The sequence below is a fragment of the Streptomyces sp. H27-D2 genome (genome assembly GCF_035828615.1).
Taxonomy (GTDB): Bacteria; Actinomycetota; Actinomycetes; order Streptomycetales; family Streptomycetaceae; genus Streptomyces.
On record NZ_JAYMZR010000052.1, the window covers coordinates 17,933 to 42,476 of the forward strand.

A 24,544-nucleotide genomic window follows, 5' to 3' on the forward strand; every position below is an offset into this window, starting at 1 on the left:
CGCTGCCCCGCCCGCGCGGGCAGCCCCCGCCCGCCCTCCGCACCGAGGAGACCCGTGGTCCGCGCCGCCGTACTGTCCGCCGTCAACGCCCCGCTCCGGATCGCCGAGATCGATCTTCCCGACCCCGGACCCGGCCAGGTCCGCATCCGGCTGGCCGCCGCCGGGGTCTGCCACTCCGACCTGTCGCTGTCCAACGGCACGCTGCGCCAGCCCGTGCCCGCCGTCCTGGGCCATGAGGGCGCGGGCACCGTCACCGTGGTCGGCGAAGGCGTCACCGACGTCGCGCCCGGCGACCAGGTCGTCCTCAACTGGGCGCCGGCCTGCGGCGACTGTCACTTCTGCGGGCTCAACGAGCCCTGGCTGTGCTCCGCTTCGGCCGCCGCAGCGACCAAGCCCTACGCCAAGCTCGCCTCCGACGGCACCGATCTCTACCCGGGCCTGGGCACCGCCGTCTTCGCCGAGGAGACCGTCGTCAGCGCGCGAGCGGTGCTGCCGCTGCCCGCCGGCATCCCGCTCACCGAAGCGGCCCTGCTGGGCTGCGCCGTCCTCACCGGGTACGGCGCCGTCAACAACTCGGCCAAGGTCCGTCCCGGCGAGTCGGTCGTCGTCTTCGGGGTCGGGGGCGTCGGCCTCTCCGTCCTCCAGTCGGCCCGCATCGCGACCGCCGGCGCGGGGGCGGTCATCGCCGTCGACGTCTCCCCGGCCAAGGAGGAACTCGCGCGGGCCGCCGGAGCCACCGAATTCCTCGTCGCCGCCGGGGACCCCTCCGCGACCGCGAAGCAGATCCGCAAGCTCACCGGCGGCCATGGCGCGGACGTAGCCGTCGAGTGCGTCGGCCGCGCCGACACGATCCGTACGGCCTGGTCCGCCACCCGGCGCGGCGGCCGGACCGTCGTCGTCGGCATCGGTGGCCAGGACCAGCAGGTGACCTTCACCGCACTGGAACTCTTTTACTTCGGCCGCACGCTCTCCGGCTGCGTGTACGGGGACAGCGACCCGGCCGTCGATCTGCCGGTGATCGCTGAGCATGTCCGCGCCGGGCGGCTCGACCTCTCGTCGATGGTCACCGAGCACATCGGCCTCGACGGGATCCCGGCGGCCTTCGACGCGATGCTCGCGGGCAAGGGCGGCCGGGCGCTGGTCGTCTTCTAGCCGGTGGGCTTCCGGCTGGTGGTTTTTCGGCCGGCCGTCTTCTCGCCGGCCGGCTCCGCGAGCGCCGCGTACTGGATCGCCAGGCCGTCCACCAAGGCGCGCAGCCCGGTCTCGAACGCCCCCAGGTCCACCTGCTGTTGGTGCTCCGCCAGCAGGTGGGCCTGGCCGAGGTGCGGGTAGTCCGCCGGGTCGTAGGCGCTCGCGTCGTCCACGAAGCCGCGGGCGAACGAGCCGAGCGCGGAACCGGCGACGAAGTAGCGCATCAGCGCTCCGATCCTGGTCGCCTGCGCGGGCGGCCAGCCCGCCTCCACCATGCCGCCGAAGACCGCGTCCGCCATCCGCAGCCCGGCGGGACGGCGGCCGGGGCCCTGGGCGAGGAACGGCACGATGTGCGGGTGGGCGGTGAGCGCGGCGCGGTAGGAGCGGCCCCACTCCAGGAGCGCGCCGGCCCAGTCCGTGCCGTCGGTGAACATCGACAACTCGACCTGGGAGACGACCGTGTCCGCGACCGAGTCGAGGATCTCGTTCTTGGTCGTGAAGTGGTTGTAGAGGGACGGCCCGCTGACCCCCAGCTCGGCGGCGAGCCGCCGGGTCGAGACGGCTTGCAGCCCCTCGGCGTCCGCCAGCGCGAGAGCGGTCGCCACGATGCGGTCGCGGCTGAGCAGGGGCTTGCGAGGGCGGGCCATACGGCACATAGTAGGGCCTGTCCGCCATAAACTAGCACTGCTAATCAACGCATTGCCCGGCTATGAAATGGGTGCGCCGTGGACCTTGAGCTCACCGAGGAGCAGACCGCCGTCCGGCGGCTCGCCAAGGACTTCGTGGACCGCGAGATCACCCCGCACGTCGTCGCGTGGGACCGCGCCGAGAGCGTGGACCGCGGCATCGTCGCGAAGCTGGGCGCGCTGGGCTTCCTCGGGCTCACGATCCCCGAGGAGTACGGCGGTTCCGGCGGTGACCACCTCGCGTACGCCCTGGTCACCGAGGAACTGGGGCGCGGCGACTCCTCCGTGCGCGGCATCGTCTCGGTCTCGCTCGGCCTGGTGGCCAAGTCGATCGCGGCCTGGGGCGACGAGGAGCAGAAGCGGCGCTGGCTGCCGCGCCTCACCTCGGGCGAGGCCGTCGGCTGCTTCGGGCTCACCGAGCCCGGCACCGGCTCGGACGCCGCCAACCTCACCACCGGCGCGGTGCGGGACGGCGACGACTACCTGATCAGCGGCAGCAAGATGTTCATCACCAACGGCAGCTGGGCCGATGTCGTCCTGCTCTTCGCCCGCACCGGCGGCGCGGATCCGGCGCGCCAGGGTCACCAGGGCGTCAGCGCGTTCCTCGTCCCCACCGACACCCCGGGCCTGGAGCGCCGCGAGATCCACGGCAAGCTCGGGCTGCGCGGCCAGGCCACCGCCGAACTGACGCTCGACGCGGTCCGCGTCCCGGCCTCCGCCATGATCGCCCCGGAGGGCAAGGGCTTCTCCGTCGCCATGTCCGCCCTGGCCAAGGGCCGGATGTCGGTCGCCGCCGGCTGTGTGGGCATCGCCCAGGCGTGCCTGGACGCGGCGGTCCGCTACGCGGGGGAGCGGGAGCAGTTCGGCAAGCCGATCGCGCACCACCAGCTCGTCCAGGAGCTGATCTCCGACATCGCGGTCGACGTCGACGCGGCCCGGCTGCTGACCTGGCGCGTCGCCGACCACATCGACCGCGGGCTGCCGTTCGCCGCCGAGTCCTCGGTCGCGAAGCTGTTCGCGAGCGAGGCCGCGGTGCGCGCCGCCAACAACGCCCTCCAGGTCTTCGGCGGCTACGGTTACATCGACGAGTACCCGGCGGGCAAGCTGCTGCGCGACGCCCGTGTGATGACCCTCTACGAGGGCACCAGCCAGATCCAGAAGCTGCTGATCGGCCGTGCGCTGACCGGCGTCTCGGCGTTCTGAGGGTGTCCTGACGACTCCCTGACGCCCCCCCGGGGACTCCTCCAGGACGCTCTGAGCAACCGCTTAGTATCTAAGCGCTTGCTCAGCCCCGCTGTATGGTGTGCGCCCTGTCAACGGTGACCCCGGGGCGAGCGGGTCGGGAGAGCGGAGCGCGTCATGGGTGTGGAGGCGGAGAAGGCCGAGCAGGTCGCCGAGTGGAGCGACGTCACCCCGGACGCGGCCAGGCGGTTGGTGACGGCGGCGGTCGAGGCGTTCGCCGAGCGCGGCTATCACGCGACCACCACCCGCGACATCGCCGGCCGGGCCGGGATGAGTCCGGCCGCCCTCTACATCCACTACAAGACGAAGGAAGAGCTGCTCTTCCAGATCAGCGGCGTCGGCCACCGGCTCTCCCTGCGCATCCTGCGGGACGCGGCGAACGGCGACGGCACACCGGCCGAACGCCTCGCCGAGGCCGTACGGTCCTTCGTCCGCTGGCACGCCGAGCACCACACCACCGCGCGGGTGGTGCAGTACGAGCTGGACGCGCTCAGCCCGGAGCACTACGCCGAGGTCGTCACCCTGCGCCGGGGCACCGACGCGGCGGTGCGCTCGATCATCGAGGACGGGGTGCGCTCCGGCGGCTTCGACGTCCCGGACGTGCCCGGCACGACGCTCGCCGTGCTCTCGCTGTGCATCGACGTAGCCCGCTGGTTCAACCCGGACGGCCGCCGCACGCCCGGCGAGGTCGGCGCGTTCTACGCCGACCTCGTCCTGCGCATGGTCCGCCCCGGCCAGCTCTGAGGGGCGGGAGCGGGGCCGGGCGGGACGCGGTCGCATCGCGGCCCGCGCCCGGCCCGTCAGCTTCGGAGGCGCTGCCGCGGCCGGACGCGGAACCGCCCCGGACGCGGCCCGCCCTAGAGGTAGAACCGGCTCACCGACTCCGCCACGCAGACCGGCTTCTCGCCGCCCTCACGCTCGATCGTGACGCCGGTGGTCAGCTGCACACCGCCCTTCACCTCGGAGACCTCGGCGATCCGGGCGCTCGCCCGCAGCCGTGAGCCGACCGGGACCGTGGCGGGGAAGCGGACCTTGTTCACGCCGTAGTTGAGGCCCATCCGCACGCCCTCCACCCGCATCAGCCGCGGCACCAGCGTCGGCAGCAGGGACAGCGTCAGATAGCCGTGCGCGATGGTGGTGCCGAAGGGGCCCGCGGCGGCCTTCTCCGGGTCCACGTGGATCCACTGGTGGTCGCCGGTCGCCTCCGCGAAGAGGTCGATCCGCTTCTGGTCGATCTCCAGCCAGTCGGTCGTACCGAGGTCCTCGCCGACCGCGGACCGCAGGTCGTCGAGTGATGCGAAGATCCGGGGCTCTGTCATCTGCATGCTTCCTAAGGATTGTCCGAGCAGCGTTGTCTAAGCGCTTGCTCAGCATGCTGAGGTGATGCGCTCGTGTCAACGGATCCTGGTCCGCGCCCCGGCCGGGGAACGTAGGGTCTCGGGTTGTGCCACAGATTCCGGTCAACCTTCATGAACTCACCGTCGGGCAGGTGTCCGCGCGCAGCGGTGCGGCCGTGTCCGCCCTGCACTTCTACGAGACGAAGGGGCTGATCAGCAGCAGCCGTACGAGCGGCAATCAGCGCCGGTACACCCGCGACACGCTCCGCCGGGTCGCGTTCGTCCGGGCGGCGCAGCGCGTCGGCATCCCGCTCGCCACGATCCGGGTCGCGCTCGCCGAGCTGCCCGAGGAGCGCACGCCGACCCGCGAGGACTGGGCCAAGCTCTCCGCGACCTGGCGGACCGAGCTGGACGTGCGGATCAAGCAGCTGGGGCGGCTCCGCGACCACCTGACCGACTGCATCGGCTGCGGCTGCCTCTCGCTCGACGCGTGCGTGCTGTCCAACCCGGACGACCGTTTCGGCGAGCGACGGGTGGGCTCGGTGCTCTACGCGGACCGCAAGAGCTGAGCCGCCCCCGTTCGCGCGGGGCGGCCCGATCCGACGGCGGCGGCGCGCCTCCCGTGCTCCTCAGGTCACCGGAGGGCGCGTTCCGGGGTCACCAGACTGACGGCTTACGGTCCGCCCACGGCCGGGCCTCCTCCAACTGTGCCGACAGCGAGATGAGCGTTCCCTCCTCGCCGTACCGCCCGCCGAGCATGACGCCGATGGGCAGTTCCTCCGTCGTCCAGTGCAGCGGCAGGCTGACGGCGGGCTGGCCGGTCGCGTTGTAGATCGGCGTGAAGGGGGTGAACGCGCCGAGGCTCGCGAACTCCGCCTCGGGGTCGGTGTCGTCGCGCAGCGCGCCGACCGGGAGCGGGGGCTGGGCGAGCGTCGGGGTGAGCAGCACGTCGTAGGTGGCGAGCAGGGTGTCCGCGAGCAACTGGCTCAGGGTCCGGAAGCCGAAGAGCGCGCGGGCGAACGCGGGCCCGGAGACCGCCGTGCCGCCCTCGCGCAGATAGCGGGTCAGCGGCATCAGCAGTTCGTCACCGCCGGGCGGGACAGGCCGGAAGGCGGCCATCACCTTCCACACGTCGGAGAAGGCGTCCCGCAGCGCGGCGTCGACGGGCAGCGACAGTTCCTCCACCTGGTGGCCCAGCTCCTCCAGCAGCTCGGCGGCCTCGTCGACCGCCGTGCGGCAGTCGGGGTGCAGCTCGACGCCGGGCACCGGCGGATTGGGCAGCAGGGCCACCCGCAGCGGCCCGGGGCGGCGGTGCGCGTACGCCTCGAAGGTCTCGCCGGGAGGGAGCGCGGGCGCCGCGTAGCCGTCGCCCGGCATCGGCCCGGCCAGTACGTCGAGCAGCGCGGCGGCGTCGGCGACGGTACGGGCGAGCGGCCCCGAGGTGCTCAGCCCGCTGACGTCGTGCAGCGTCGGGCCGCTGCTCACCCGTCCCCGGCTGGGCTTGATCCCGAACAGTCCGCAGGCCGCCGCGGGGATGCGGATCGAGCCGCCGCCGTCGCTGCCGTGCGCGATCGGGGCGAGCCCGGAGGCGACCGCGGTCGCCGCGCCGCCGCTGGAGCCGCCCGCCGAGCGGGTCAGGTCCCACGGGGTGCGGGCCGGGGGCGCCACCTTGTTCTCGGTGTGGCAGGGCAGCCCGAACTCGGGCGTGTTGGTCTTCCCCAGCATGATGGTGCCGGCCGCGCGCAGCCTGGTCACGATGTGGTCGTCGACGGTCGGCACATGCTCCGCGTAGGCGGCCGAGCCGAGCGTGCAGCGCACGCCCGCCACGAAGTTGAGGTCCTTGACCGGCACCGGCACGCCGTGCAGCCGCGGCAGCGACCGCCCCTCGCGGCGCGCCGCCGTCGCCTCGCTCTCGGCGTCCGCCGCCTGTTTGCGCGCCAGATCAGGGGTCGGGGTGATGAACGCGCCGACGGTCGCGTCCAGTCGTTCGATGCGGGCCAGGAAGTGTTCGGTGAGGTCGACCGGTGACAGCTCCCCCGTCCGGATCGCGTCGGCCTGCTCCAGCGCGGTCAGGTCATGCGCCTGCGCCATGCCCATTCACCTTCTCGTTCTCGCCGATGAGACGTGGGTGCCGTCGGCCGCATCCTCGCATCGCGCCACGGCGGCGGCCAGCCCTCCGGACACGCGCGATGCGGTGACGGCCGGCGTCCCGGCGTCGAGCCGGGACGCCGGGGCGCGGGTTCCGGGAACCGTCCCGGCCCGCCGCCCGCGCCTCAGGACACTCCTCAGGACACCGACGCCAGCGCCGGTCGGCGGGGCCGCTTCGCCCGGATCACGGCCTCGGCGGTCAGCACCGGTTCCGGTACGACGATGCCGCAGCCGGTGCACACAGGGCCCGAACTCGGCAGATGTTCCAGGTCGTCCCGCCACACGATCCGGCTCTCGGCGCAGACCGGGCAGCACTCGCCCGGTCTCGACTCCAGCGCGGCGATCATCCGGCGCAGCACGTCGGCCAGTGAGGCGGACGGGTGCAGCAGCGGGTCGCCGCACCAGGCGACTCCGCAGCCGCCCCAGGTGCACCGGTGCCAGTCGTCCAGGGCGCTCGGGCGGCGGACGCCCTCGTACTTCTCCCGCCGGCGTCGGGCGGCGAACTCCCTGTCGTAGGCGAGCCACACCGCGCGCCCCTCCTCCAGCTCCGCGAGGGCCAGCACGAGCCGCGCCGGGTCGGGCAGGCGCTCCTGTGGCCCGATCCCGGCGCGGTCGCACAGGTGGTGCCAGGTCGCGTGGTGTCCGTAGGGGGCGAACTTCTCCAGGCACTTGCGCAGGGCGGTGCGCCGCTGCTCCGTGGCGACGTGTGGATCACGTACGTGTTGCGCGAGACTTCTGAATCCGGCCATCGCTTCTTACCTCCGTCGCTCCGCACTTCGGCGATGGGGAATGGACGTGGCCCGACCCGATTCGGCTCCCTCGGATCGGTCGCCGCGACGAAAACGGCCGATTGCGCCCTCTTGGGATGACTTGTCCATGCATGCCGGTGAACGGGGCGGTCTGCTGCCATCGACCGGGAATCGCCTGGCAACGCCCGAGATGGCCCGCCGTGCGCCGGTCCGCCGGCCGTCGCGGCCCGGGTACGGGCGGTGAAGCTTCTCAGCCATCTCGGCCATCGGCCACCGGGCGGGTGACGCGCCGGTGCGTCGTAAGCCCTCACTGGCGGACTCGACGGCCGGGGCTCGTACCGGAAGCGGGTGTATCACCGCTGAGGGCGCGGTGCGGGGGCGGTACGGCCCCCGCACGGCAACCCCGAGCGGCATCCGGCGTCGATCAGCGCCCGATCCGCCCGGCGGCGAGCATGACACCGGCCAGTTCCTCATGGCAGATGTCACTGTGCGCGCCGGCGGGCGGCGGGCCGTGCCGGACGACGGAGGCCACGTCGACGCTGACGCAGCCGTCTGCCGGAAGCGGGCCGCGCAGCGCGTCGGCCAGCGAGAGCTTGGTGCTGCCGGGCACCGCCTGGATGCCGTCGTAGCCCACCGCGCCCCACCGGCTGTCCAGACCCAGCAGCCCGGCGGTGTCCCCGGCGACCCGGGAGGCGATCGGGTACAGCGTGCCGAGCGCGCTGTCGTGGTGCGAGTAACAGGACACCAGCGGCCCGGCGACCCTGTTCTGTACTCCGTTCAGCGCCCCGCCGCGGCTCTTCGCGTGCGGCAGCCGCTCGGCGAAGGCGTAGTGCGAAAAGGCGCCTTGGAGCAGCGTCGTGGACCGCACCGAGGTCACGCCCTCGGGCAGCCCGCGCAGCGCGAAGGAGACGAGCCGGCCGCCGAAGCTGTGGCCGAGCAGATGGATCCGCACGTCGGGTGAGGCGTCCGCGAGCCGCCCGAGCACCGGCCCGAGGCCCAACTGCCCCACCGTGCCCGCGCGCCGCTTCATCGCGTAGTACGTCGCCTGGCGCAACAGCTCGTGCGCGCCGTTCCACAGCCGGTCGAGACCGATCCCCAGGGTGGCCGGCGCGGCGGCGGTTCCGGTCCTGTCGTCGACGGCAGCCAGCAGGGCGCCGAAGAACTCGCAGACGCCGACCGGGTCGTCCGCCAGCATCGCGGGCTCGCCGGCGGCCGGATCGTCGTCCGGCACCTCGTCGGTGTGATCGGCCGCGAACGCGACCGCCGCGCTCCGCGGGCCGATCGAGATCAGCTCCCGCACCAGGCGCGCGAACTCCTCGAAGCGGGCGTCCTGCCGGGGCCGCTCGCCGAGCAGTTCGGCCAGCCGGCTCACCGCCTGCTCGTGGCCGGGGAAGACCTCGTTCAGCGCCCGCTGCGACGCCTTGCCGAGGAGGTGGCGTGCCGCGTCGCCGACGCCGGTCCGCGCCGTCAGCGAGGGGTCGAAGTCCGGGATCGGCTCGTCGCTGAACCGCATGGCGGGCCACAGCACGCCGACGTATCCGAGCCGCACCCCCGGGGCGTCGCCGAGAAGCCGGGGGAACGGCTCGAAGAAGTGGCCGTACAGGCGGGTCGCGATGGACCGGTCGTTGTTCCAGCCGTGCGCGAAGACCAGCAGATCGGTGATCTCCCCCTGGCTGACCAGCGCCATCAGACGGTCCCGCTCGGCGGGGGACACATCCCCGTCGGCGTCGAACGTCAACTCGCTGTACGGCTCCACACTGATGCCCGCCATGGCGACCCCCTCGGCCGGTCGGCTGTCTGCGCATCGTCCCAACGGCCGCGCGGCACGGCTATACGCCGAGTCAGTGATTTCTGCGCGAACGGCGGGGCTCGGCCGGGGCCGGACAACCGGCGTGCGCGCCCCCGCGCCCCGGCGCGAGGCTGTCCGGGGCGGCTGCTGAACAGGCGCCTGCCAACCCCGCGCCCGTTGAGCCCCGGCGCCCGCTAAGCCGTCGGCGGAGGCCCGCTCCTGGGCTCCGCACGGCTGTCATCCGGTAACGCGAGTTCGAACCAGACGGTGCGGCCCGTCGCGTCGCTGCTCGTGCCCCAGTCGTCGGCGAGGGCGTGGACGAGCCAGAGCCCGCGGCCGCCGCTGTCGGTGCCGCCCAGCACCTGCGGGATTCGGCGGCTGCCCAGGTCGTGCACCAGCACGCGCACGGTGCGCCCCGTGATGGCCAGTTCGACGCTGAAGCTGCCGAGCGGATCACCCGATCGAGTGTGCACGACGGCGTTGGTCGCCAGTTCACTCGCGAGGAGAACCGCCTCGTCGACGACGCCCGCGCAACCGGCCGCGGGCAGCTCCCGGCCGAGGTAGCGGCGGACGTCGGCGACGCACTGGGGCGTGCCGGGGAACTCCCGGCGGGAGCCCGGCGACCGTGGCAGGGGCCCCCTGGTCCGCGGCGCCCTCGGGGTGGCCTCGGCCTCCCGGTTCGCCGCCGCGCTGCTGCTTGCCTGCCTGTCGGGGTATCCGTTCATGGTCCGGCCTCGGTCGTGGGTACTACGCGGACGGCCAGCAGTGTCAGGTCGTCCTGGGGCGTGCCGCCGGCGAAGTCCAGCACCCGCTGGGCGACTTCGCGCACCACGGCTTCGGCCGAGATATCGGCCGCTCGGGTCAGGGCGGCAGCCAGCCCCGACTCGTCGAAGAAGGAACGGAGGGACTCGCGGGCCTCGGTGACGCCGTCGGAGTAGAGCAGCAGGACCTCGCCCGCGCTCAGCGTCAGCTCCTGTACGGCGACGTCGGGCTCCTCGCACAGGCCGAGCACCGTGCCGCCGCCCTGCGCGAACTCGACCGATCCGTCCGCTCTGCGTACGGCGGCGGGCAGGTGTCCCGCGCTGGCCAGCCGTACCAGGGCGAGGCCCGGGGCGGTGCGCAGCCGCGCGGCGACGGCGGTGACGAAGCGGTCCTCGGTCGGCTGCTGCACGGCCATCGCGTAATTGATCTTCTCCAGCACCGCCTCCGGGCGTTCCTCCCAGACGCTGAGGGTGCGGATGCCGTGCCGTACGGCGGCGGTGACGGCGGCGGCCTCGACGCCCTTGCCGCAGACGTCGCCGAGCACCAGGCCCCAGCCGTCGCGGGCGGGGAAGGCGTCGTAGAAGTCGCCGCCGACCACCGGACCGCCGCCCGGCGGCAGGTAGAGACCCGCCACCTCGACGTGCGGGATCGACGGCATCCCGGCGGGCAGCAGGCTGGCCTGGAGCACCAGTGCCGCGTCAGCCTTGCGACGGTGGCCGCGCTCGGCCCGCAGCGCCATCGCGAGGTGCTGCCCCAACTCCTCGATGAGGTCGAGGTCCGGCAGCGTGAAGGGCGCCCCGCCGGCGCCGCGCGAGAGCACGAGCGCGCCCAGGATCTCCGCGCCATGGCCGAGCGCCACACCCAGCACCGGCCCCGCTCGCCCGCTCTGTTCCGGCCTGGACCCGTTCTGTTCCGGGACGGAGGCGTGGTCCGGGGCGGGGCCGTGGTCCGGGGCGGGGCCGTGGTCCGGGGCGGGGCCGTGGTCGTCGGCCCGCGGCGAGGCGGGCTCGATCAGCGGCTCCCCCGACGCGGCCACGCACCGGGCGACCCTGGCCGCGGTCGCCCCGGAGCCGGCGCCGCCGCGCCGCTGTTCGCCGGTCCGGCCGTCGCAGTCCGCGCTCGACTCCGCCGAGACCACCCGCTTCGGCCAGTCGGTCCTGGTGAGGAACACCATGACCCGGGCGGTGAATTCGGTGGCCAGCAGCCGGGCGGCCAGCGCCAGGATCATCGGCTCGTCCCGGCACACCTCCCCGACCAGCAACCGGGTCATCCGGCACACCACGTCGAACCGGTGCGCGCCGGACGCCGAGCCGGAGCCGGGGGCCTCGGCCGGTGGAACCGCCCGGCTGTTCATGGAGCCGCCCTGCGACAGCACGACCACGGAGACCAGCGGCGGGGCGTCGTCGGCGGTCGGCCGGGCGAGCTGAATCCGCGCCTCCGCCCCGTCCCCCGACCACAGCAGCGCGATCCGGAGCCGGACGGGGACGCCCGAGCGCCGCGCGGAGTCGACGGCGGCGCGGAAGGCGCGCCGGTGGTCCAGCCCCACTATCGCCGCCAGTGAAGTGCCCACCAGCCGGTCGTCGCTGGTGTCGAGCAGCCGGGCCGCCTCGTCGTTGGCGTGCACGACGACGCCGTCCGCGCCGATCAGGAACACCGGCACGGGGAGCTCGCGGAACGTGCTGTGCGGCAGCCGCCCTTCCGGGTCAGCGCCGTCGGCCCGTTCGGTGAGGTGGTCGAGGTGGTCGCTGTGAGCGTTCAGTTCGTCCCGGCAGGCCCGCAGTTCCTCTTCCGCGATGTCCAGTTCGACCAGGGCGAGATCGAACGCGGCCGTGAGCTCCGCCGGACGGCCGCCACGCTGCTCCCGGAGGTCGGAAATGCGCTCGCTGAGCGCACTCAGCTCCTGGTTGAAGTCCGCTGCGGCCCACCGGGGCGGCAGCGGCGCGCTGGGCCGCGCACGACGATCCCGAGGGGGGCCGTCCTCGGCTACTGAGGACGGAGGGTGATTGGCCACCGTCGCAAAGTAGCGCAGAAGCGGTGACCGGTGCGCGAATAGTCTCTTTCGCTTGACAATTGCGTTGTGACTATGCCAGAGCCCTGGTCGCAGAGCGACGCCTGGGAATTCCGCTTTCGGGCCGGACCAGGGCTGTGGGGTGTGCGGGCGGGACGGGGGCCTTCGCTCAACCCGGCGGCGGGTGGGGCGTGTCGGCGTCGAGGCGCAGCCGGTTGGTGATGATGTCGTGGGCGACGTCCAGGATCGGGCGGTCGTGGCTGTACGCGTGGGCCCGCAGCCGCAGCAGGGCTTGTTCCAGCGGGATGCGCAGATGTACGGAGAGCATCCCGGTGGCCTGGTGGACCTCCGCGCGGTGCAGCCCGCTCGTTTCGGCGGGCGCGTTGAGCGGGCCGTGCCGGGCGCGGGCGGCCAGTAACAGGGTGAGCGCCTCGGCGACGGCGAGCGCGTCGCTCATCTGCTGTTCGCTCAACGGCCCCGGCAGAGCGCGGTATCCGGTGACGGCGCCGAGATGGATCGCTCCTATGCGCAAGGGGAACGCGAAGGCGGCCAGGATGCCGGCGTCCAGCGCGGCCGACCGGAAGCCGGGCCATTGCAGCGCGGGGAGCTGGGTGAGGTCGCCTTCGAGGACGGCGCGTCCACTGCCGACGGCGTCGGGGGTGGGGCCCTCGCCCAGGGTGTACTGCAGATCGGCCAGGGCGGGGCCGTGCTTGTCGCCCTTGTCGTACCAGAGGAGTTCGGTGCCGCCGTCGGCCGCCAGCAGACAGACGGTCACGCCGTCGAGACCGAGACGCTCGGCGCAGTCGGCGGCCGGGAAGGCGGGACTGTCTCCGGTGGCGGCGTCCCGCAGCACCGCGGCCAGCAGCGTGCGGATCTGCTGGCTCGGGCCGACGGTCATGGCATTCATCCCATTGGGTAGGACGCGGTGGCGGCATGAAGCGACCCCTGCGGGGCAGGGGGCGTCGGACAGCGGGGCATGACGTCCTCCCATCCGCGCCGTGACCCGTGGCCGGGTCGCGGCGCCGTCCGGGTCACGGGGGCGGTCACGGGGGCGGAGCGCCGGTCAGAGCCGAGGGGGCGCTGCCGTCGATGACGCCGTGGGCCAGAGTGGTCAGACGTATCCCGTGCCGGCGCGCGTGCGCCCGCAGTCGGGCGAAGGCCGCGTCCATGCTGACGCCGCCGCGCGCGGCGATGATGCCCTTGGCCTGTTCGATCACCACCCTGCTCTCCAGCGCGGCCTGCAACTGTGCGCTCAGGGTCATGTGATCACGTACGGAGCGGTCTCGCCGGCCAGGGCGCCGGCCAACTTGACGAATGCCGCCGCGAGGCGCTCCTCGCGCTCCCAACCGGACATATCAGCCCCACCTTGCCGCGCCTCGCGGACCGCCGGAGGGGGACCCGGCCCGATCTGCACGGCACGGCCGCCTGTTCGCCTGCTCCGGGCCGCCCGCAGCGGTCGATCTCCGCTTGTCGGGGAGAGAGGCCCCCTGTGCCCAGCCTGGCACCACGGCCCCGCGGACTCAAGCGGTCCTACGCGCACGGATCGCTCGTCTCGACGGCCGGCGAGAAGGAGCGCCCGGCCGGGGCGGAGCGGATCCGGACGTCCTGTGTGCCGCTGTTCTCCTGGGTGTCCATCGGCCGGGCCTCCCGTGTACCCGTGAACCGGCGACGGCACGCGGGCCCGCCCCGAGGGGGCCCGCGTCCGGCGCGGCCCGCCCCGTTCAGCGCGACGGGTACCGCAGGAGATAGCGCTTCCTGACCTTCCGGAACTCCGCGAGGCCGCCCTGCCAGGCCGCCACGACCTCGTCGGCCGACGCGCCCGCGTCGATCATCGTGCGCACCTTCGGCGAGCCCGTCAGCTTGTCGATCCAGTTGTCGGGACGCCAGGCGAAGCCGCTCCACACCTGCTTCGCGGTGACCAGCAGCGCGATGCCGGTCCTGACCGAGTCGAAGGACTTCCGGTCGTGGAGGTGGAGTTGGACGCCGCCGACCGTCCTGCCCTGGAACTTCGAGAACGTCGGCGCGAAGTACGCCTCGCGGAAGTGCACGCCGGGCAGGCCGAGCCCATTGACCGCCGCCGCCCACCTCCGGTCGATGCCCTCCGCGCCGAGCAGCTCGAAGGGGCGCGTCGTGCCGCGGCCCTCGGAGAGGTTGGTTCCCTCGAACAGGCAGGTCCCGGAGTAGACCAGGGCGGTGTCGGCCGTCGGCATGTTCGGGCTGGGCGGCACCCAGGGCAGGCCCGTCGCGTCGAAGAAGTCCGAGCGCCGCCAGCCGGACATCCGCACCACGTCCAGCTCGACGGCCCGGCCCGCGGCGGCCGGCACGAACTCGCCGTTGAACAGCAGCGCCAGCTCCGCCACCGTCATGCCGTGCGCCTGCGCGATCGGCTCGCGCCCGACGAAGGTCGCGTACGCCCTGTCCAGGATCGGCCCGGTGGCGGCGCGGCCGGTGACCGGGTTGGGCCGGTCCAGGACGACGAAGCGCTTGCCCGCCAGCACCGCCGCGACCATGCAGTCGTAGAGGGTCCAGATGTAGGTGTAGAAGCGCGAGCCCGCGTCCTGGATGTCGAACACGATGGTGTCGACGCCGGACTCGGTGAAGACGGCGGCCAGTGCCCGGCCGCTCTTGAGGTACGTGTCGAAGACCGGCAGCCCGGTCGCCGGGTCGTCGTAGCGCCCCTCGGAGCCGCCCGCCTGCGCCGTCCCGCGGAAGCCGTGCTCGGGGCCGAAGACCGCGGTCAGATTCACCCGCTCGTCCGGGTGCATCACGTCCACGATGTGCCGCACGTCCGCGGTCACCCCGGTCGGATTGGTGACGACGCCGACCCGCCGGCCGGCCAGCAGCCGGTAGCCGTCGGCGGCCAGCCGGTCGAAGCCGGTGCGCACCTTGGGCCCGCCCCGGCCCGTCGGGGAGGGGGCGCGAGAGGTGGCCGAGCGCCCCGGTGCGGCGGCGTACGCGGACGAGGCGGCGGCCGCGACCGCGCCGACCGCTCCCGTGACAGCCAGCAGATTCCGTCTGGACAGAGTCATGTGCGTGCCTCCATGAGCGTGGCCGGTGTCATGACCACGCACGCTAACGCGCGGACCGCCGCTGCGGAACGCACGCGCCGGACGGGCTCCCAGCCCCCTTCCGTTCCGACATACCGACTGGTTAGTCTGCCGGTGCGGCCGAGACGGACGCCGGGGGTCGTACGCATGCGGCGCCCGGCCGGGGCGTCCGGCCGGGACCGACGGCGAATCGAGGGAGACACGATGGTGGAAGCGGTGCGCGGCGCGGGAGTGGTCGTCACGGGCGCGGGCGGCGGGATCGGCGCGGCCCTGGCCCGGAGGTTCGCGGCAAAGGGCGCGCGGGTGGTGGTCAACGACCTCGACGCGGACAAGGCGAAGACCGTGGCCGCCGAGATCGGCGGCATCGCGCTGCCCGGCGACGCCTCCGGCATCGTGCCCGCCGCCCGCGACGCGCTCGGCGGCACGATCGACATCTACTGCGCCAACGCGGGCATCGCCCCGAGCGGCGGCCCCGAGGCCGAGGACGCGATCTGGGACGCGGCCTGGGACGTCAACGTCATGGCGCACGTCCGGGCGTCCCGCGAGCTGCTCCCGGACTGGCTGGAGCGGGGCAGCGGCCGGTTCATCGCCACCGTCTCCGCCGCGGGGCTGCTGACCATGGTCGGCTCCGCGCCGTACAGCGTGACCAAGCACGGCGCGATGGCCTTCGCCGAGTGGCTGGCGGTCACCTACCGGCACCGGGGCGTCAAGGTGCACGCGGTGTGCCCGCAGGGCGTGCGCACCGACATGCTGCTCGGCACTGGGGCCGCCGCGCTCAACCTGGTGCTCGGCCCGACCGCGATCGACGCCTCCGAGGTCGCGGACGCCGTGTTCGAGGCGATGGCCGAGGACCGCTTCCTGGTGCTGCCGCACCCCGAGGTCGCCGACTACTACACGGCCCGCGCCACCGACACCGACCGCTGGCTCGGCGGCATGAACCGCGTCCAGCGGAAGTTCGAGCAGGCCACGGCCGCCGAGGCGAGCTGAGCGGCAGCCGCACCAGTACGGCACCATAACCACCGCAGCACCGCACCGCCGCACCACCACCGCCACCGACATCACCACCGCACACGCCGGCCGTACGGGCCCGGGACGGCCCGTACACCGCCCGGCAGAGAGGGCCGCACCGATGACCGTCCGGTACCAGGACCAGCCGTGGCTGCAACAGCTCAACGAGGCGCAGCGGACCCCCGTCCAGCCGCAGCCGACGGTGCTGCACGCCTTCCGCGCGGCCGTCCGCGAAGCGCCCGACCGCACGGCGCTGGCCTATTTCGACGGGCGGCTGAGCTACGCCGAGGTCGACGAACTCTCCGACGGCCTCGCCGTCCACCTGCTGGAGCGCGGCTTCCGGCGCGGCGACCGGGCCGCGGTCATGCTGCAGAACAGCCCGCACTTCGTGCTCGCGCTGCTCGGCGCGTGGAAGGCCGGCGGTACGGTCGTGCCGGTCAACCCGATGTACAAGACGCACGAGGTCGCGCACGTCCTCGCCGACGCCGAGGTCACCGCCGTCGTCTGCGCCGGCCACACCTGGGACGCCTTCCTGCGCGAGACGGCCGCCGACTCCTCGGTACGGATCGCGCTCACCGCCTGCGAGCTGGGCCTGCAGACGCGCGACGACCAGCGCGTGCTGCGCGGCGAGCGGCTGGGCCCGCGCGAGGGCGCCGACGATCTGCTCGACGCGGCCAGGGCCGGGGCCGCGAGCGGCCGCAAGCCCGCCGACCCCGGGCTGACCTCCGACGACATCGCCCTGATCAGCTATACGTCGGGCACCAGCGGAGCTCCCAAGGGGGCCACCAACACCCAGGGCAACATCGCCTACAACGCCGAGCGCCAGCACACCGGCTTCGGCCTCCCGCAGGGCAGCACCTTCTTCGCGCTGGCCCCGCTGTTCCACATCACCGGCATGGTCGTGGAGCTCGCGGCCTGCCTGGCCAACACCGGGACGCTCGCCCTCGCCTACCGCTTCGAGGCCGGGGTCGTCCTCGACGCCTTCCTCGAACACCGCCCCGCCTACACCGTCGGCCCGTCCACCGCCTTCATGGCGCTGGCGGCCCACCCCGCCGTCACCCGTGAGCACTTCACCTCGTTCCGGATGATCTCCTCCGGCGGCGCGCCGCTGCCGCCCGCGCTGGTCGAGTCCTTCCGCGCGACCCTCGGCCCGTATCTGCACAACGGCTACGGCCTCACCGAGTGCACCGCCCCGTGCGCCAGCGTCCCGCCCGGCAGGGAAGCACCCGTCGACCCGGTGTCCGGCACGCTGGCTGTCGGCGTCCCCGGTCCCGACACGGTCGTACGGATCGTCGACGCCGCCGGTCAGGACGCCCCCTTCGGCGAACAGGGCGAGATCGCGGTCCGCGGCCCGATGGTGGTCCCCGGCTACTGGCGGCGGCCCGCGGAGACCGAAACGGCGTTCCCCGACGGCGAACTGCGCACCGGCGACATCGGCTTCATGGACCAGGGCGGCTGGCTCTACGTCGTCGACCGCATGAAGGACATGATCAACGCCTCCGGCTTCAAGGTGTGGCCGCGCGAGGTCGAGGACGTCCTCTACACCCATCCGGCGGTGCGCGAGGCGGCCGTCGTCGGCATACCCGACGCCTACCGGGGCGAGTCGGTGAAGGCGTACGTGAGCCTGCGCCCCGGCCGGGCGGTGGAGCCGGCCGAGCTGAGCGCGTACTGCGAGGAGCGCCTCGCCGCGTACAAATACCCGCGCGAGGTGGAGATCCTGCCGGAGCTGCCGAAAACGACGAGTGGGAAGATCCTCCGACGGGAGCTGCGCGGCAAGCCGTAGCGGCGGGACGCGAGGGCGGGCCGTAAAGCCACAGCGGCCGGCAGCGGTAGCGCCGCCCGCACCACTGAGCGGCCCGACCGGGCCGACGACCGCGCGGGAACCACCGCGCGGAGCGCACCACGCACGAAAGGCAGGTGGCGGCAATGGCCAGAACAACGGAAGGCGACGGGAAACCGGTCCCGCAACGGCTGCTCGCCGCCGCCACCCGCCTCTTCGCCGACCAGGGCTACGACCGGACCTCCGTACAGGAGATCGTCGAGGCGGCGGGCGTCACCAAGGGCGCGCTCTATCACTACTTCGGGTCGAAGGAAGACCTGCTGCACGAGGTGTACGGGCGGGTGCTGCGCCTCCAGCAGGAGCGGCTCGACGCGTTCGCCGACGCGGACGCGCCGGTCGAGCGACGGCTGCGCGACGCGGCCGCGGACGTCGTCGTCACCACTCTGGAGAACCTCGACGACACCAAGATCTTCTTCCGCTCGATGCACCAGCTGAGCCCGGAGAAGGACAAGCAGGTACGGGCGGAGCGGCGGCGCTATCACGAGCGCTTCCGCGCCCTGGTCGAGGAGGGCCAGCGCACCGGGGTCTTCACCACCGCGACCCCGGCCGATCTCGTGGTGGACTACCACTTCGGCTCTGTGCACCACCTCGCCAGCTGGTACCGCCCGGACGGCTCGCTGACCCCGCAACAGGTCGCCGACCACCTCGCCGACATGCTGCTGCGTTCGCTGCGGCGCTGAGGGCCGGGGCGGGCGGGGGCTGCGGGAGTGGTGCGGGCCGGCAACCGGGTCCGCCGCACGGGTCCGCCGTCCCGATGCGTCGCGGCTGATCCGCAGCCGGTCCGCGCCCGACCGCACCCGGGGAGACCCGGCCTGCGAAAATCGGCTGACGCGACCGGCTCCGCGCCGGTCATCTGCTGTGCCTCAGGAGCGTGGACCCATGTCCGACCCCGAAGTCCTGCGCTACACCGCCTTCTCCGCCGACCCGGCGGGCGGCAACCCGGCCGGCGTGGTGCTCGACGCCACCGGTCTCGACGACGCCGCCATGCTCGCGATAGCGGCCGGGATCGGCTACTCCGAGACCGCCTTCCTCACCGCCCCGCCGGCCGGCCTCGGCGGCGCGCCGGGCCGGGCGTTCACCACGCGCTACTTCAGCCCGCTCGCCGAAGTGCCGTTCTGCGGCCATGCGACGGTGGCGACGGCGGTGGCGCTGGCCGAGCGGATCGGCCCCGGCGAACTGCTGCTGGCCACCCCGGCCGGAACGGTTCCCGTGGAGGTGGCAGCCGGTCCCGACGGCGCGTTGCGGGCGACCCTGACCAGCGTCGAGCCCGCCCTGGAGGACGTCACCGGCGCGAGCGTCGCGGAGGCGCTGACCCTGCTGGGCTGGACGCCCGAGGATCTCGATTCGCGGCTGCCGCCCAGGATCGCCTACGCGGGCGCCCGCCACCTGGTGCTGGCCGCCGCAACCCGCGAGCGCCTCGCCGACCTGCGGTACGACTTCGACGGGCTGGCCGTGTTCATGCGCGGCCTGGACCTGACGACGCTGCAACTCGTCTGGCGCGAGTCGGCGGACACCTTCCACGTGCGCGATCCGTTCCCGGTCGGCGGAGTCGTGGAGGACCCGGCGACGGGCGCGGCGGCGGCGGCCTTCGGGCACTATCTGCGCGCGCTCGGCCTGGTCGGCTCCGCGGCCTCGCTCACCCTGCGCCAGGGCGAGGACCTGGGCAGGCCGGGAGTACTCGGCGTCGAGCTGCGCCCGGGGGAGACGCGGGTGCGGGTTTCCGGGGCGGGGGCGCGGATTCCCGGCGACGGCTGACGGTCGGGCCCGCCGCCGGGCTCCCTTGCGGGTGGCTGCCCGTCTGGAGGGGAGCCTCCGTGCCTGGTGGGCGCCGATCCGCCGCGCGATGAGGATGCCCCGGGCCGGCTGCGCCAGGACGCGAGCCCCGGGCACGCGGGGGCGGGCACGGCCCGTGCCCGCGGGGGCCGTGCCCGCGGAGGCCGCCAGACCCCTCAGGCGACCAGCCCCCGGATGACCAGACCCCTCAGACGTACTTCTTGATCTCCCGACGCGCCAGCGACCGCTGATGCACCTCGTCCGGCCCGTCCGCGAGCCGCAGCGTGCGGGCCCCGGCCCACAGTTCGGCGAGCGGGAAGTCCTGGCTGACGCCGCCCGCGCCGTAGAGCTGCACCGCCTGGTCCAGGATGTCCACGACGGTGCGCGGCGTCGCGATCTTGATGGCCTGGATCTCGGTGTGCGCCCCGCGGTTGCCGACCGTGTCCATCAGCCAGGCGGTCTTGAGGATCAGCAGCCGCAGCTGCTCGACCGAGACCCGCGCGTCCGCGATCCAGTTCTGCACGACGCCCTGCTGGGCGAGCGTCTTGCCGAAGGCCGTACGGTCCACGGCCCGGCGGCACATCAGCTCGATGGCCCGCTCGGCCATGCCGATCAGCCGCATGCAGTGGTGGATCCGGCCGGGTCCCAGCCGGGCCTGGGCGATGGCGAAGCCGCCGCCCTCCTCGCCGATCAGGTTCGCGGCGGGCACCCGCGCGCCGTCGAAGACGACCTCGGCGTGGCCGCCGTGGGAGTGGTCCTCATAGCCGTAGACCTTCATCGCGCGCAGCACCTCGACGCCGGGAGTGTCGCGCGGCACCAGGATCATCGACTGCTGGCGACGCGGGTCGGCGCCGTCCGGGTCGGTCTTGCCCATCACGATGAAGATCTTGCAGAGCGGGTTCATCGCCCCGGAGATGTACCACTTGCGGCCGGTGATGACGTACTCGTCGCCCTGCCGCTCGATCCGCGTCTCGATGTTGGTCGCGTCCGAGGAGGCGACCTCGGGCTCGGTCATCGCGAAGGCCGAGCGGATCTCGCCGGCGAGCAGCGGCTCCAGCCACTGCTTGCGCTGCTGCTCGCTCGCGAACTGGGTGAGGACCTCCATGTTCCCGGTGTCGGGCGCGGCGCAGTTCAGCGCGGTCGGGGCCAACTGGGGGCTGCGGCCGGTGATCTCGGCCAGCGGCGCGTACTGCAGATTGGTCAGGCCCGCCCCGAGCCCGGCGTCCGGGAGGAAGAGGTTCCAGAGTCCCTGGCTGCGGGCCTCGGCCTTCAGCTCCTCCACGATCGCGGGGGTGCCCCAGGGCGAGGCGAGGAGTTCGCGCTGCGCCTCAGCGGTCTTCTCCGCCGGGTACACATGCTCGTCCATGAAGGCCAGCAGCTTGCCGCGCAGCTCTTCGGTACGGTCGTCGAATGCGAAGTCCATGGTGGGGTCAGCCCTTCTGAAGGGTGGTGAGGCCGTTCTCGATGAAGACGGGGACGAGTCCGCCGATGCGGTCGAAGCCCGCGCCCACGGTCTGGCCGAGCGTGTACCGGTAGTGGATGCCTTCGAGGATCACCGCGAGCTTGAAGTAGGCGAAGGCGGTGTACCAGGCGATCTGCGACACGTCGCGGCCGGAGCCGGCGGTGTAGCGCTCGATGATCTCCCGCGGCTCCGGGTGGCCGGGCGCGCCGGTCGTGGTGCTGATCGGGGAGCCGTCCATGTCCTGCTGCGAGCTGTACATCATCAGCAGCCCGACGTCGGTCAACGGGTCGCCGAGGGTGGACATCTCCCAGTCCAGGATGGCCTGGATGGTGTCGTCGGGTCCGACGAGGACGTTGTCGAGGCGGTAGTCGCCGTGCACGACGGTGGGTGCGGGCGAGGCGGGCAGCGCTTTGCTCAGGGCCGTGTGCAGTTCGTCGATGCCCGGCAGCTCACGGTTCTTCGACGCTTCGAGCTGCTTGCCCCAGCGGCGCAGTTGCCGCTCCAGGAAGCCCTCGGGCCGCCCGAAGTCGCCGAGGCCGACGGCCTGCGGGTCCACCGCGTGCAGTTCGACGAGGGTGTCGACCAGGCCGAGGACGATGTCGCGGGTCCGCTCGGCGCCCAGCGGCGCCAGCTCCTCGGCCGTCCGGAACGGCGTCCCGTCCACGAACTCCATCACGTAGAAGGGCGACCCGATGACGGAATCGTCCTCGCACAGCAGCAGCGTTCGCGGCACCGGCACGGCCGTCGGGTGCAGCGCGCTGATCACCCGGTGCTCGCGGCTCATGTCGTGTGCGGTCGCGAGCACATGGCCGAGCGGCGGCCGGCGTACGACCCAGCGCGACGCGCCGTCCGAGACCCGGTAGGTGAGGTTGGACCGGCCGCCCTCGATCAGCTCCGCGGTCAACGGGCCGTGCACCAGCCCGGGGCGTTCGCGATCCAGGTGGGCGCGGAGTTTCTCCAGGTCGAGACCCGGCGGATTGCCCTTGCTCATCGAGTGCGCCTCCATGCGGCGGTGTGGGAGATGTGCTGACCGATCTCATCATGCCGACCAGTCGGTATGTCGTCCAGTGTTCCGGCGTGCGGCTCCGGTCACGCGGGCGCGGAGTGCGGGGGCCGACCGGGGGGCGCGGGTAGCCCACGTCGTGGGCGGGCCGGCGTCGTGGTCCGTACGCGGACGCACGCCGTCGGCCCGTCCGCAGCCCTCACGCGTGGCAGGCCACCGGCTGCCCGCCGTTCATCGCGGACATGTCGGTGAACGCCGCGAGGCTGTCCAGGTCCGTGCCCAGCGGCTGCCCTGCCAGCTCCGAGTAGGCGCGGTGCAGATTCGCGACCAGCCGCTCACTCTCCGGCAGCGCGGCGAATTCAGCGAACGCCTCGGGGTCGGCCTCGCGGGCCGTCTCCAACGGCGTACGTCCGGCCGCGTAGCCCCGCTCGGCGAGGTCGGCCACGTACCGCAGGTACCGCTCGGCCCGGTCGTACACGCCGGGATCGGTGACCGGGCCGTGGCCGGGAACCACGATCAGGGCGTCCAGCGCGCGGAGCCGGTCCAGGGCGCGCAGCGAGCCGCTGAGCGAGCCCATCAGGACGAACGGGGTACCGCCGTTGAAGGTGAGGTCCCCGGTGAACAGGATCCGCTGCTCGGGCAGCCAGACGAGGGTGTCGCCGACCGTGTGCGAGATGCCGGGGTGGATCAACCGCACCTCGATGTCGCCCACATGGAGCGTGAGGCTGTCCTGGTAGGTGACCGCGGGCGGCGTGATGCTGATGTCGCCGTAGTCGACGGACGGCCAGATGGCGTGCAGTTGGCGGCCCACCTTGAGCGCCTCGCGGCGGCAGGCCTCGTGGCCGATGATGGTGGCCTCCGGGGCGAACACCCCGTTGCCGTAGGTGTGGTCGCCGTGGTGGTGCGTGTTGACCACCTGCCGGGGGAGCGGGGCCCCGGAGTCGAGGACCGCCTGGCGCAGTAGCAGGGCGCGGCGCTCGGTGGCGGCGGTGTCGACCAGCAGCGTCGACTCGCCGTCGCTGATGAACCCCGCGTTGTTCAGGCACCAGCCGCCGTCGGGCTGGACGAACGCGTGGACGTTCGGAGCCAACTGAGTGACATACGGCTCGCCGGTCGTCGTCGCGGCTGCCGTGGTGGTGCCGTCGGTGCCGTCGGTGCCGTCCATGGTTCCCCCATAGAGATGTGGCGCGCGCGGGTGACGCGCGCGATGCGCGCACCAGACTGGCAGTCGACCGTGCCGCGCGGAAGGGCGGCCCCTTGCGACCGGCCCGCTCCGGGCGGGAGCCGGGTGGGATACGGCGGTCGGACGGGGCGGCCGGATGCGGCGGTCGCCCGGTTCGGCTCGCGGAAGCTCCGCGGGCCACGGACCGTCGAGTCGGGGTCGTTCGACGCCCGCCCCTGTCCGGCTGTCCAGCTGTCCGATCCCCGATCCCCGATCGCCGGCCGCCCATTTGAGGAGCAGTTCGTGAAGGCCATCAGCTACCGCACCTACGGCGGTCCCGAAGTCCTCGAATACGCCGAGCTTCCCGAGCCCAAGATCGGCCCGGACGCCGTCCTGATCAAGGTCAAGGCCGCGGCGGTCAACCCCGTCGACTGGAAGGCCCAGGCCGGCTACCTGGACGGGCTGCTCAACGCCGTCTTCCCCGTCATCCCAGGCTGGGACGTCTCGGGCGTCGTCGTCCAGCCCGGCGTGGACGCCGTCGAGTTCCAGGCGGGGGACGAGGTCATCGGCTACGTCCGGGAGGACTTCCTGTCTCGCGGCACCTTCGCCGAATACGTCGCCGCGCCCGTCCGCACGCTGGCACGCAAGCCGGTCAACCTGAGCTTCGAGCAGGCCGCGGGCCTCCCGCTGGCCGGGCTGACCGGCTATCAGGCCCTCACCCGGGCGCTGAAGGTACGGGACGGCGAGAGCGTCCTCATCCACGCGGCGGCGGGCGGGGTGGGCTCGATGGCCGTCCAGATCGCCCGGCACCTCGGCGCGCGGGTGATCGGCACCGCGAGCGAGCGCAATCACGAGTACCTGCGCTCGCTCGGCGCGGAGGCGGTCGCGTACGGGGACGGGCTGGCCGACCGGGTACGGGCGCTGGCCCCGAGGGGCGTCGACGCCGTCCTCGACCTGGTCGGCGGCGACGCGCTGACCGTCTCGCCCGGCCTGCTCACCCGCGACGGACGGCTGGTGTCCATCGCGGACGCGGCCGTGCTCGGCCTAGGCGGCCGTTACTTCTGGGTGCGCCCCGACGCTGCCGACCTCGCGGCGCTGACCGATCTGGTCGAGCGCGGAGTGATCGACGTCGAGGTCGCCGCCGCCTTCCCGCTGGCGAAGGCGGCCGACGCGCAGCGGCTCAGCGCGGAGGGGCACACCCGGGGGAAGATCGTCGTCACGGTGGAGTAGCGAGGCCGGCGTGCGTGCGGGAAGGCGTGAAAGCGTGCGTGAAGGCGTGAAGGAAGGTGTGACGGCGCGGCGGTACGGCAGCGCGCCGTCAGAACGTCGCGAGAGAC

Annotated in this window: 22 protein-coding genes; 9 read left to right on the top strand and 13 right to left on the bottom strand. The window is 73.2% G+C overall.

Translation table 11 applies throughout. The annotated features are described in order from the left end of the window. The first annotated feature begins 54 nt into the window (after positions 1–54). Positions 55–1,152, top strand: coding sequence for a zinc-binding dehydrogenase (locus QMK28_RS20160; protein ID WP_326439915.1), 1,098 nt, complete (start codon positions 55–57; stop codon positions 1,150–1,152). Here QMK28_RS20160 and QMK28_RS20165 read toward each other — a convergent pair. Continuing rightward, positions 1,149–1,838 carry a TetR/AcrR family transcriptional regulator gene (locus tag QMK28_RS20165; protein WP_326439917.1) on the bottom strand — a complete coding sequence of 230 codons (690 nt, stop codon included), beginning with the start codon at positions 1,836–1,838 and terminating at the stop codon, positions 1,149–1,151. The genes QMK28_RS20160 and QMK28_RS20165 overlap by 4 nt on opposite strands. A 78-nt stretch (positions 1,839–1,916) precedes the next feature. Here QMK28_RS20165 and QMK28_RS20170 point away from each other — a divergent pair, with 78 nt between their 5' ends. Together QMK28_RS20170 and QMK28_RS20175 are read left to right on the top strand one after the other, a co-directional pair. Then, a complete protein-coding gene (locus tag QMK28_RS20170) occupies positions 1,917–3,080 on the top strand; it encodes an acyl-CoA dehydrogenase family protein (RefSeq protein WP_326439919.1) in 1,164 nt (387 codons plus the stop codon). Between the two features lie 156 nt (positions 3,081–3,236). Next, positions 3,237–3,863, top strand: coding sequence for a TetR/AcrR family transcriptional regulator (locus QMK28_RS20175; protein ID WP_326439921.1), 627 nt, complete (start codon positions 3,237–3,239; stop codon positions 3,861–3,863). A 113-nt stretch (positions 3,864–3,976) separates the two neighbouring features. Here the strand turns inward: QMK28_RS20175 and QMK28_RS20180 are convergent, their stop codons facing one another. Beyond that, the gene (locus QMK28_RS20180) at positions 3,977–4,438 is read right to left on the bottom strand and encodes a MaoC family dehydratase (protein WP_326439923.1); all 462 of its coding nucleotides are present in this window, start codon (positions 4,436–4,438) and stop codon (positions 3,977–3,979) included. 125 nt (positions 4,439–4,563) lie between these two features. Here QMK28_RS20180 and soxR point away from each other — a divergent pair, with 125 nt between their 5' ends. Beyond that, positions 4,564–5,025: a redox-sensitive transcriptional activator SoxR gene (soxR, locus tag QMK28_RS20185; RefSeq protein WP_326439924.1), complete on the top strand. Its 462-nt coding sequence runs from the start codon at positions 4,564–4,566 to the stop codon at positions 5,023–5,025. A gap of 88 nt (positions 5,026–5,113) precedes the next feature. Here the strand turns inward: soxR and QMK28_RS20190 are convergent, their stop codons facing one another. The 8 genes from QMK28_RS20190 to QMK28_RS20225 form a co-directional block, all read right to left on the bottom strand. Then, positions 5,114–6,547 (bottom strand): amidase, encoded by a 1,434-nt coding sequence (locus QMK28_RS20190; RefSeq protein ID WP_326439925.1) that lies wholly within the window; start codon positions 6,545–6,547, stop codon positions 5,114–5,116. 194 nt (positions 6,548–6,741) lie between these two features. Further along, positions 6,742–7,353, bottom strand: coding sequence for a hypothetical protein (locus QMK28_RS20195; protein ID WP_326439926.1), 612 nt, complete (start codon positions 7,351–7,353; stop codon positions 6,742–6,744). 424 nt (positions 7,354–7,777) lie between these two features. Then, positions 7,778–9,124 (bottom strand): serine-threonine protein kinase, encoded by a 1,347-nt coding sequence (locus QMK28_RS20200; RefSeq protein WP_326439927.1) that lies wholly within the window; start codon positions 9,122–9,124, stop codon positions 7,778–7,780. A 212-nt stretch (positions 9,125–9,336) separates the two neighbouring features. Continuing rightward, on the bottom strand, positions 9,337–9,867 hold the full coding sequence (locus QMK28_RS20205) for an ATP-binding protein (protein ID WP_326439929.1): 531 nt from the start codon (positions 9,865–9,867) through the stop codon (positions 9,337–9,339). After that, positions 9,864–11,915 (bottom strand): SpoIIE family protein phosphatase, encoded by a 2,052-nt coding sequence (locus tag QMK28_RS20210; protein ID WP_326439931.1) that lies wholly within the window; start codon positions 11,913–11,915, stop codon positions 9,864–9,866. Before QMK28_RS20210 ends, QMK28_RS20205 begins: the two co-directional genes overlap by 4 nt. 166 nt (positions 11,916–12,081) lie before the next feature. After that, positions 12,082–12,810, bottom strand: coding sequence for a GAF and ANTAR domain-containing protein (locus QMK28_RS20215; RefSeq protein WP_326439933.1), 729 nt, complete (start codon positions 12,808–12,810; stop codon positions 12,082–12,084). Positions 12,811–12,955: 145 nt separating this feature from the next. After that, complete coding sequence (locus QMK28_RS20220) at positions 12,956–13,174, bottom strand: ANTAR domain-containing protein (RefSeq protein ID WP_326439935.1); 219 nt, start codon at positions 13,172–13,174, stop codon at positions 12,956–12,958. A gap of 459 nt (positions 13,175–13,633) precedes the next feature. After that, positions 13,634–14,941: an exo-beta-N-acetylmuramidase NamZ family protein gene (locus tag QMK28_RS20225; protein ID WP_326439937.1), complete on the bottom strand. Its 1,308-nt coding sequence runs from the start codon at positions 14,939–14,941 to the stop codon at positions 13,634–13,636. A gap of 222 nt (positions 14,942–15,163) precedes the next feature. Between QMK28_RS20225 and QMK28_RS20230 the strand changes: the two genes are divergently transcribed. From QMK28_RS20230 to QMK28_RS20245, 4 genes are all read left to right on the top strand, one after another. Beyond that, entirely contained in the window at positions 15,164–15,946 is a 783-nt protein-coding gene (locus QMK28_RS20230; RefSeq protein WP_326439939.1) for an SDR family oxidoreductase, read from the top strand. A 142-nt stretch (positions 15,947–16,088) separates the two neighbouring features. Next, on the top strand, positions 16,089–17,750 hold the full coding sequence (locus QMK28_RS20235; protein ID WP_326439941.1) for a class I adenylate-forming enzyme family protein: 1,662 nt from the start codon (positions 16,089–16,091) through the stop codon (positions 17,748–17,750). A 143-nt stretch (positions 17,751–17,893) separates the two neighbouring features. Further along, positions 17,894–18,487, top strand: a complete 594-nt coding sequence (locus tag QMK28_RS20240) for a TetR/AcrR family transcriptional regulator (RefSeq protein WP_326439943.1) — start codon at positions 17,894–17,896, stop codon at positions 18,485–18,487. 199 nt (positions 18,488–18,686) lie between these two features. Next, on the top strand, positions 18,687–19,562 hold the full coding sequence (locus QMK28_RS20245) for a PhzF family phenazine biosynthesis protein (RefSeq protein ID WP_326439945.1): 876 nt from the start codon (positions 18,687–18,689) through the stop codon (positions 19,560–19,562). A gap of 226 nt (positions 19,563–19,788) precedes the next feature. Here QMK28_RS20245 and QMK28_RS20250 read toward each other — a convergent pair whose 3' ends face one another. The 3 genes from QMK28_RS20250 to QMK28_RS20260 form a co-directional block, all read right to left on the bottom strand. Beyond that, the gene (locus QMK28_RS20250) at positions 19,789–21,003 is read right to left on the bottom strand and encodes an acyl-CoA dehydrogenase family protein (protein ID WP_326439947.1); all 1,215 of its coding nucleotides are present in this window, start codon (positions 21,001–21,003) and stop codon (positions 19,789–19,791) included. 7 nt (positions 21,004–21,010) lie between these two features. Further along, positions 21,011–22,033 carry a phosphotransferase family protein gene (locus QMK28_RS20255; RefSeq protein WP_326439949.1) on the bottom strand — a complete coding sequence of 341 codons (1,023 nt, stop codon included), beginning with the start codon at positions 22,031–22,033 and terminating at the stop codon, positions 21,011–21,013. Positions 22,034–22,244: 211 nt separating this feature from the next. Continuing rightward, positions 22,245–23,210 (bottom strand): MBL fold metallo-hydrolase, encoded by a 966-nt coding sequence (locus tag QMK28_RS20260; RefSeq protein ID WP_326439951.1) that lies wholly within the window; start codon positions 23,208–23,210, stop codon positions 22,245–22,247. Between the two features lie 300 nt (positions 23,211–23,510). Here QMK28_RS20260 and QMK28_RS20265 point away from each other — a divergent pair, with 300 nt between their 5' ends. Beyond that, complete coding sequence (locus tag QMK28_RS20265; RefSeq protein WP_326439953.1) at positions 23,511–24,437, top strand: NADP-dependent oxidoreductase; 927 nt, start codon at positions 23,511–23,513, stop codon at positions 24,435–24,437. The last annotated feature ends 107 nt before the right edge of the window (positions 24,438–24,544 follow it).

Excerpts from the sequence above, each read along its gene's own strand:
- QMK28_RS20165 (WP_326439917.1), bottom strand. The coding sequence starts at position 1,838 with ATGGCCCGCCCTCGCAAGCCCCTGCTCAGCCGCGACCGCATCGTGGCG.
- QMK28_RS20175 (WP_326439921.1), top strand. The coding sequence starts at position 3,237 with ATGGGTGTGGAGGCGGAGAAGGCCGAGCAGGTCGCCGAGTGGAGCGAC.
- QMK28_RS20180 (WP_326439923.1), bottom strand. The coding sequence starts at position 4,438 with ATGACAGAGCCCCGGATCTTCGCATCACTCGACGACCTGCGGTCCGCG.
- QMK28_RS20190 (WP_326439925.1), bottom strand. The coding sequence starts at position 6,547 with ATGGCGCAGGCGCATGACCTGACCGCGCTGGAGCAGGCCGACGCGATC.
- QMK28_RS20195 (WP_326439926.1), bottom strand. The coding sequence starts at position 7,353 with ATGGCCGGATTCAGAAGTCTCGCGCAACACGTACGTGATCCACACGTC.
- QMK28_RS20200 (WP_326439927.1), bottom strand. The coding sequence starts at position 9,124 with ATGGCGGGCATCAGTGTGGAGCCGTACAGCGAGTTGACGTTCGACGCC.
- QMK28_RS20205 (WP_326439929.1), bottom strand. The coding sequence starts at position 9,867 with ATGAACGGATACCCCGACAGGCAGGCAAGCAGCAGCGCGGCGGCGAAC.
- QMK28_RS20215 (WP_326439933.1), bottom strand. The coding sequence starts at position 12,810 with ATGACCGTCGGCCCGAGCCAGCAGATCCGCACGCTGCTGGCCGCGGTG.
- QMK28_RS20220 (WP_326439935.1), bottom strand. The coding sequence starts at position 13,174 with ATGACCCTGAGCGCACAGTTGCAGGCCGCGCTGGAGAGCAGGGTGGTG.
- QMK28_RS20225 (WP_326439937.1), bottom strand. The coding sequence starts at position 14,941 with ATGACTCTGTCCAGACGGAATCTGCTGGCTGTCACGGGAGCGGTCGGC.
- QMK28_RS20230 (WP_326439939.1), top strand. The coding sequence starts at position 15,164 with ATGGTGGAAGCGGTGCGCGGCGCGGGAGTGGTCGTCACGGGCGCGGGC.
- QMK28_RS20235 (WP_326439941.1), top strand. The coding sequence starts at position 16,089 with ATGACCGTCCGGTACCAGGACCAGCCGTGGCTGCAACAGCTCAACGAG.
- QMK28_RS20240 (WP_326439943.1), top strand. The coding sequence starts at position 17,894 with ATGGCCAGAACAACGGAAGGCGACGGGAAACCGGTCCCGCAACGGCTG.
- QMK28_RS20245 (WP_326439945.1), top strand. The coding sequence starts at position 18,687 with ATGTCCGACCCCGAAGTCCTGCGCTACACCGCCTTCTCCGCCGACCCG.
- QMK28_RS20250 (WP_326439947.1), bottom strand. The coding sequence starts at position 21,003 with ATGGACTTCGCATTCGACGACCGTACCGAAGAGCTGCGCGGCAAGCTG.
- QMK28_RS20255 (WP_326439949.1), bottom strand. The coding sequence starts at position 22,033 with ATGAGCAAGGGCAATCCGCCGGGTCTCGACCTGGAGAAACTCCGCGCC.
- QMK28_RS20260 (WP_326439951.1), bottom strand. The coding sequence starts at position 23,210 with ATGGACGGCACCGACGGCACCGACGGCACCACCACGGCAGCCGCGACG.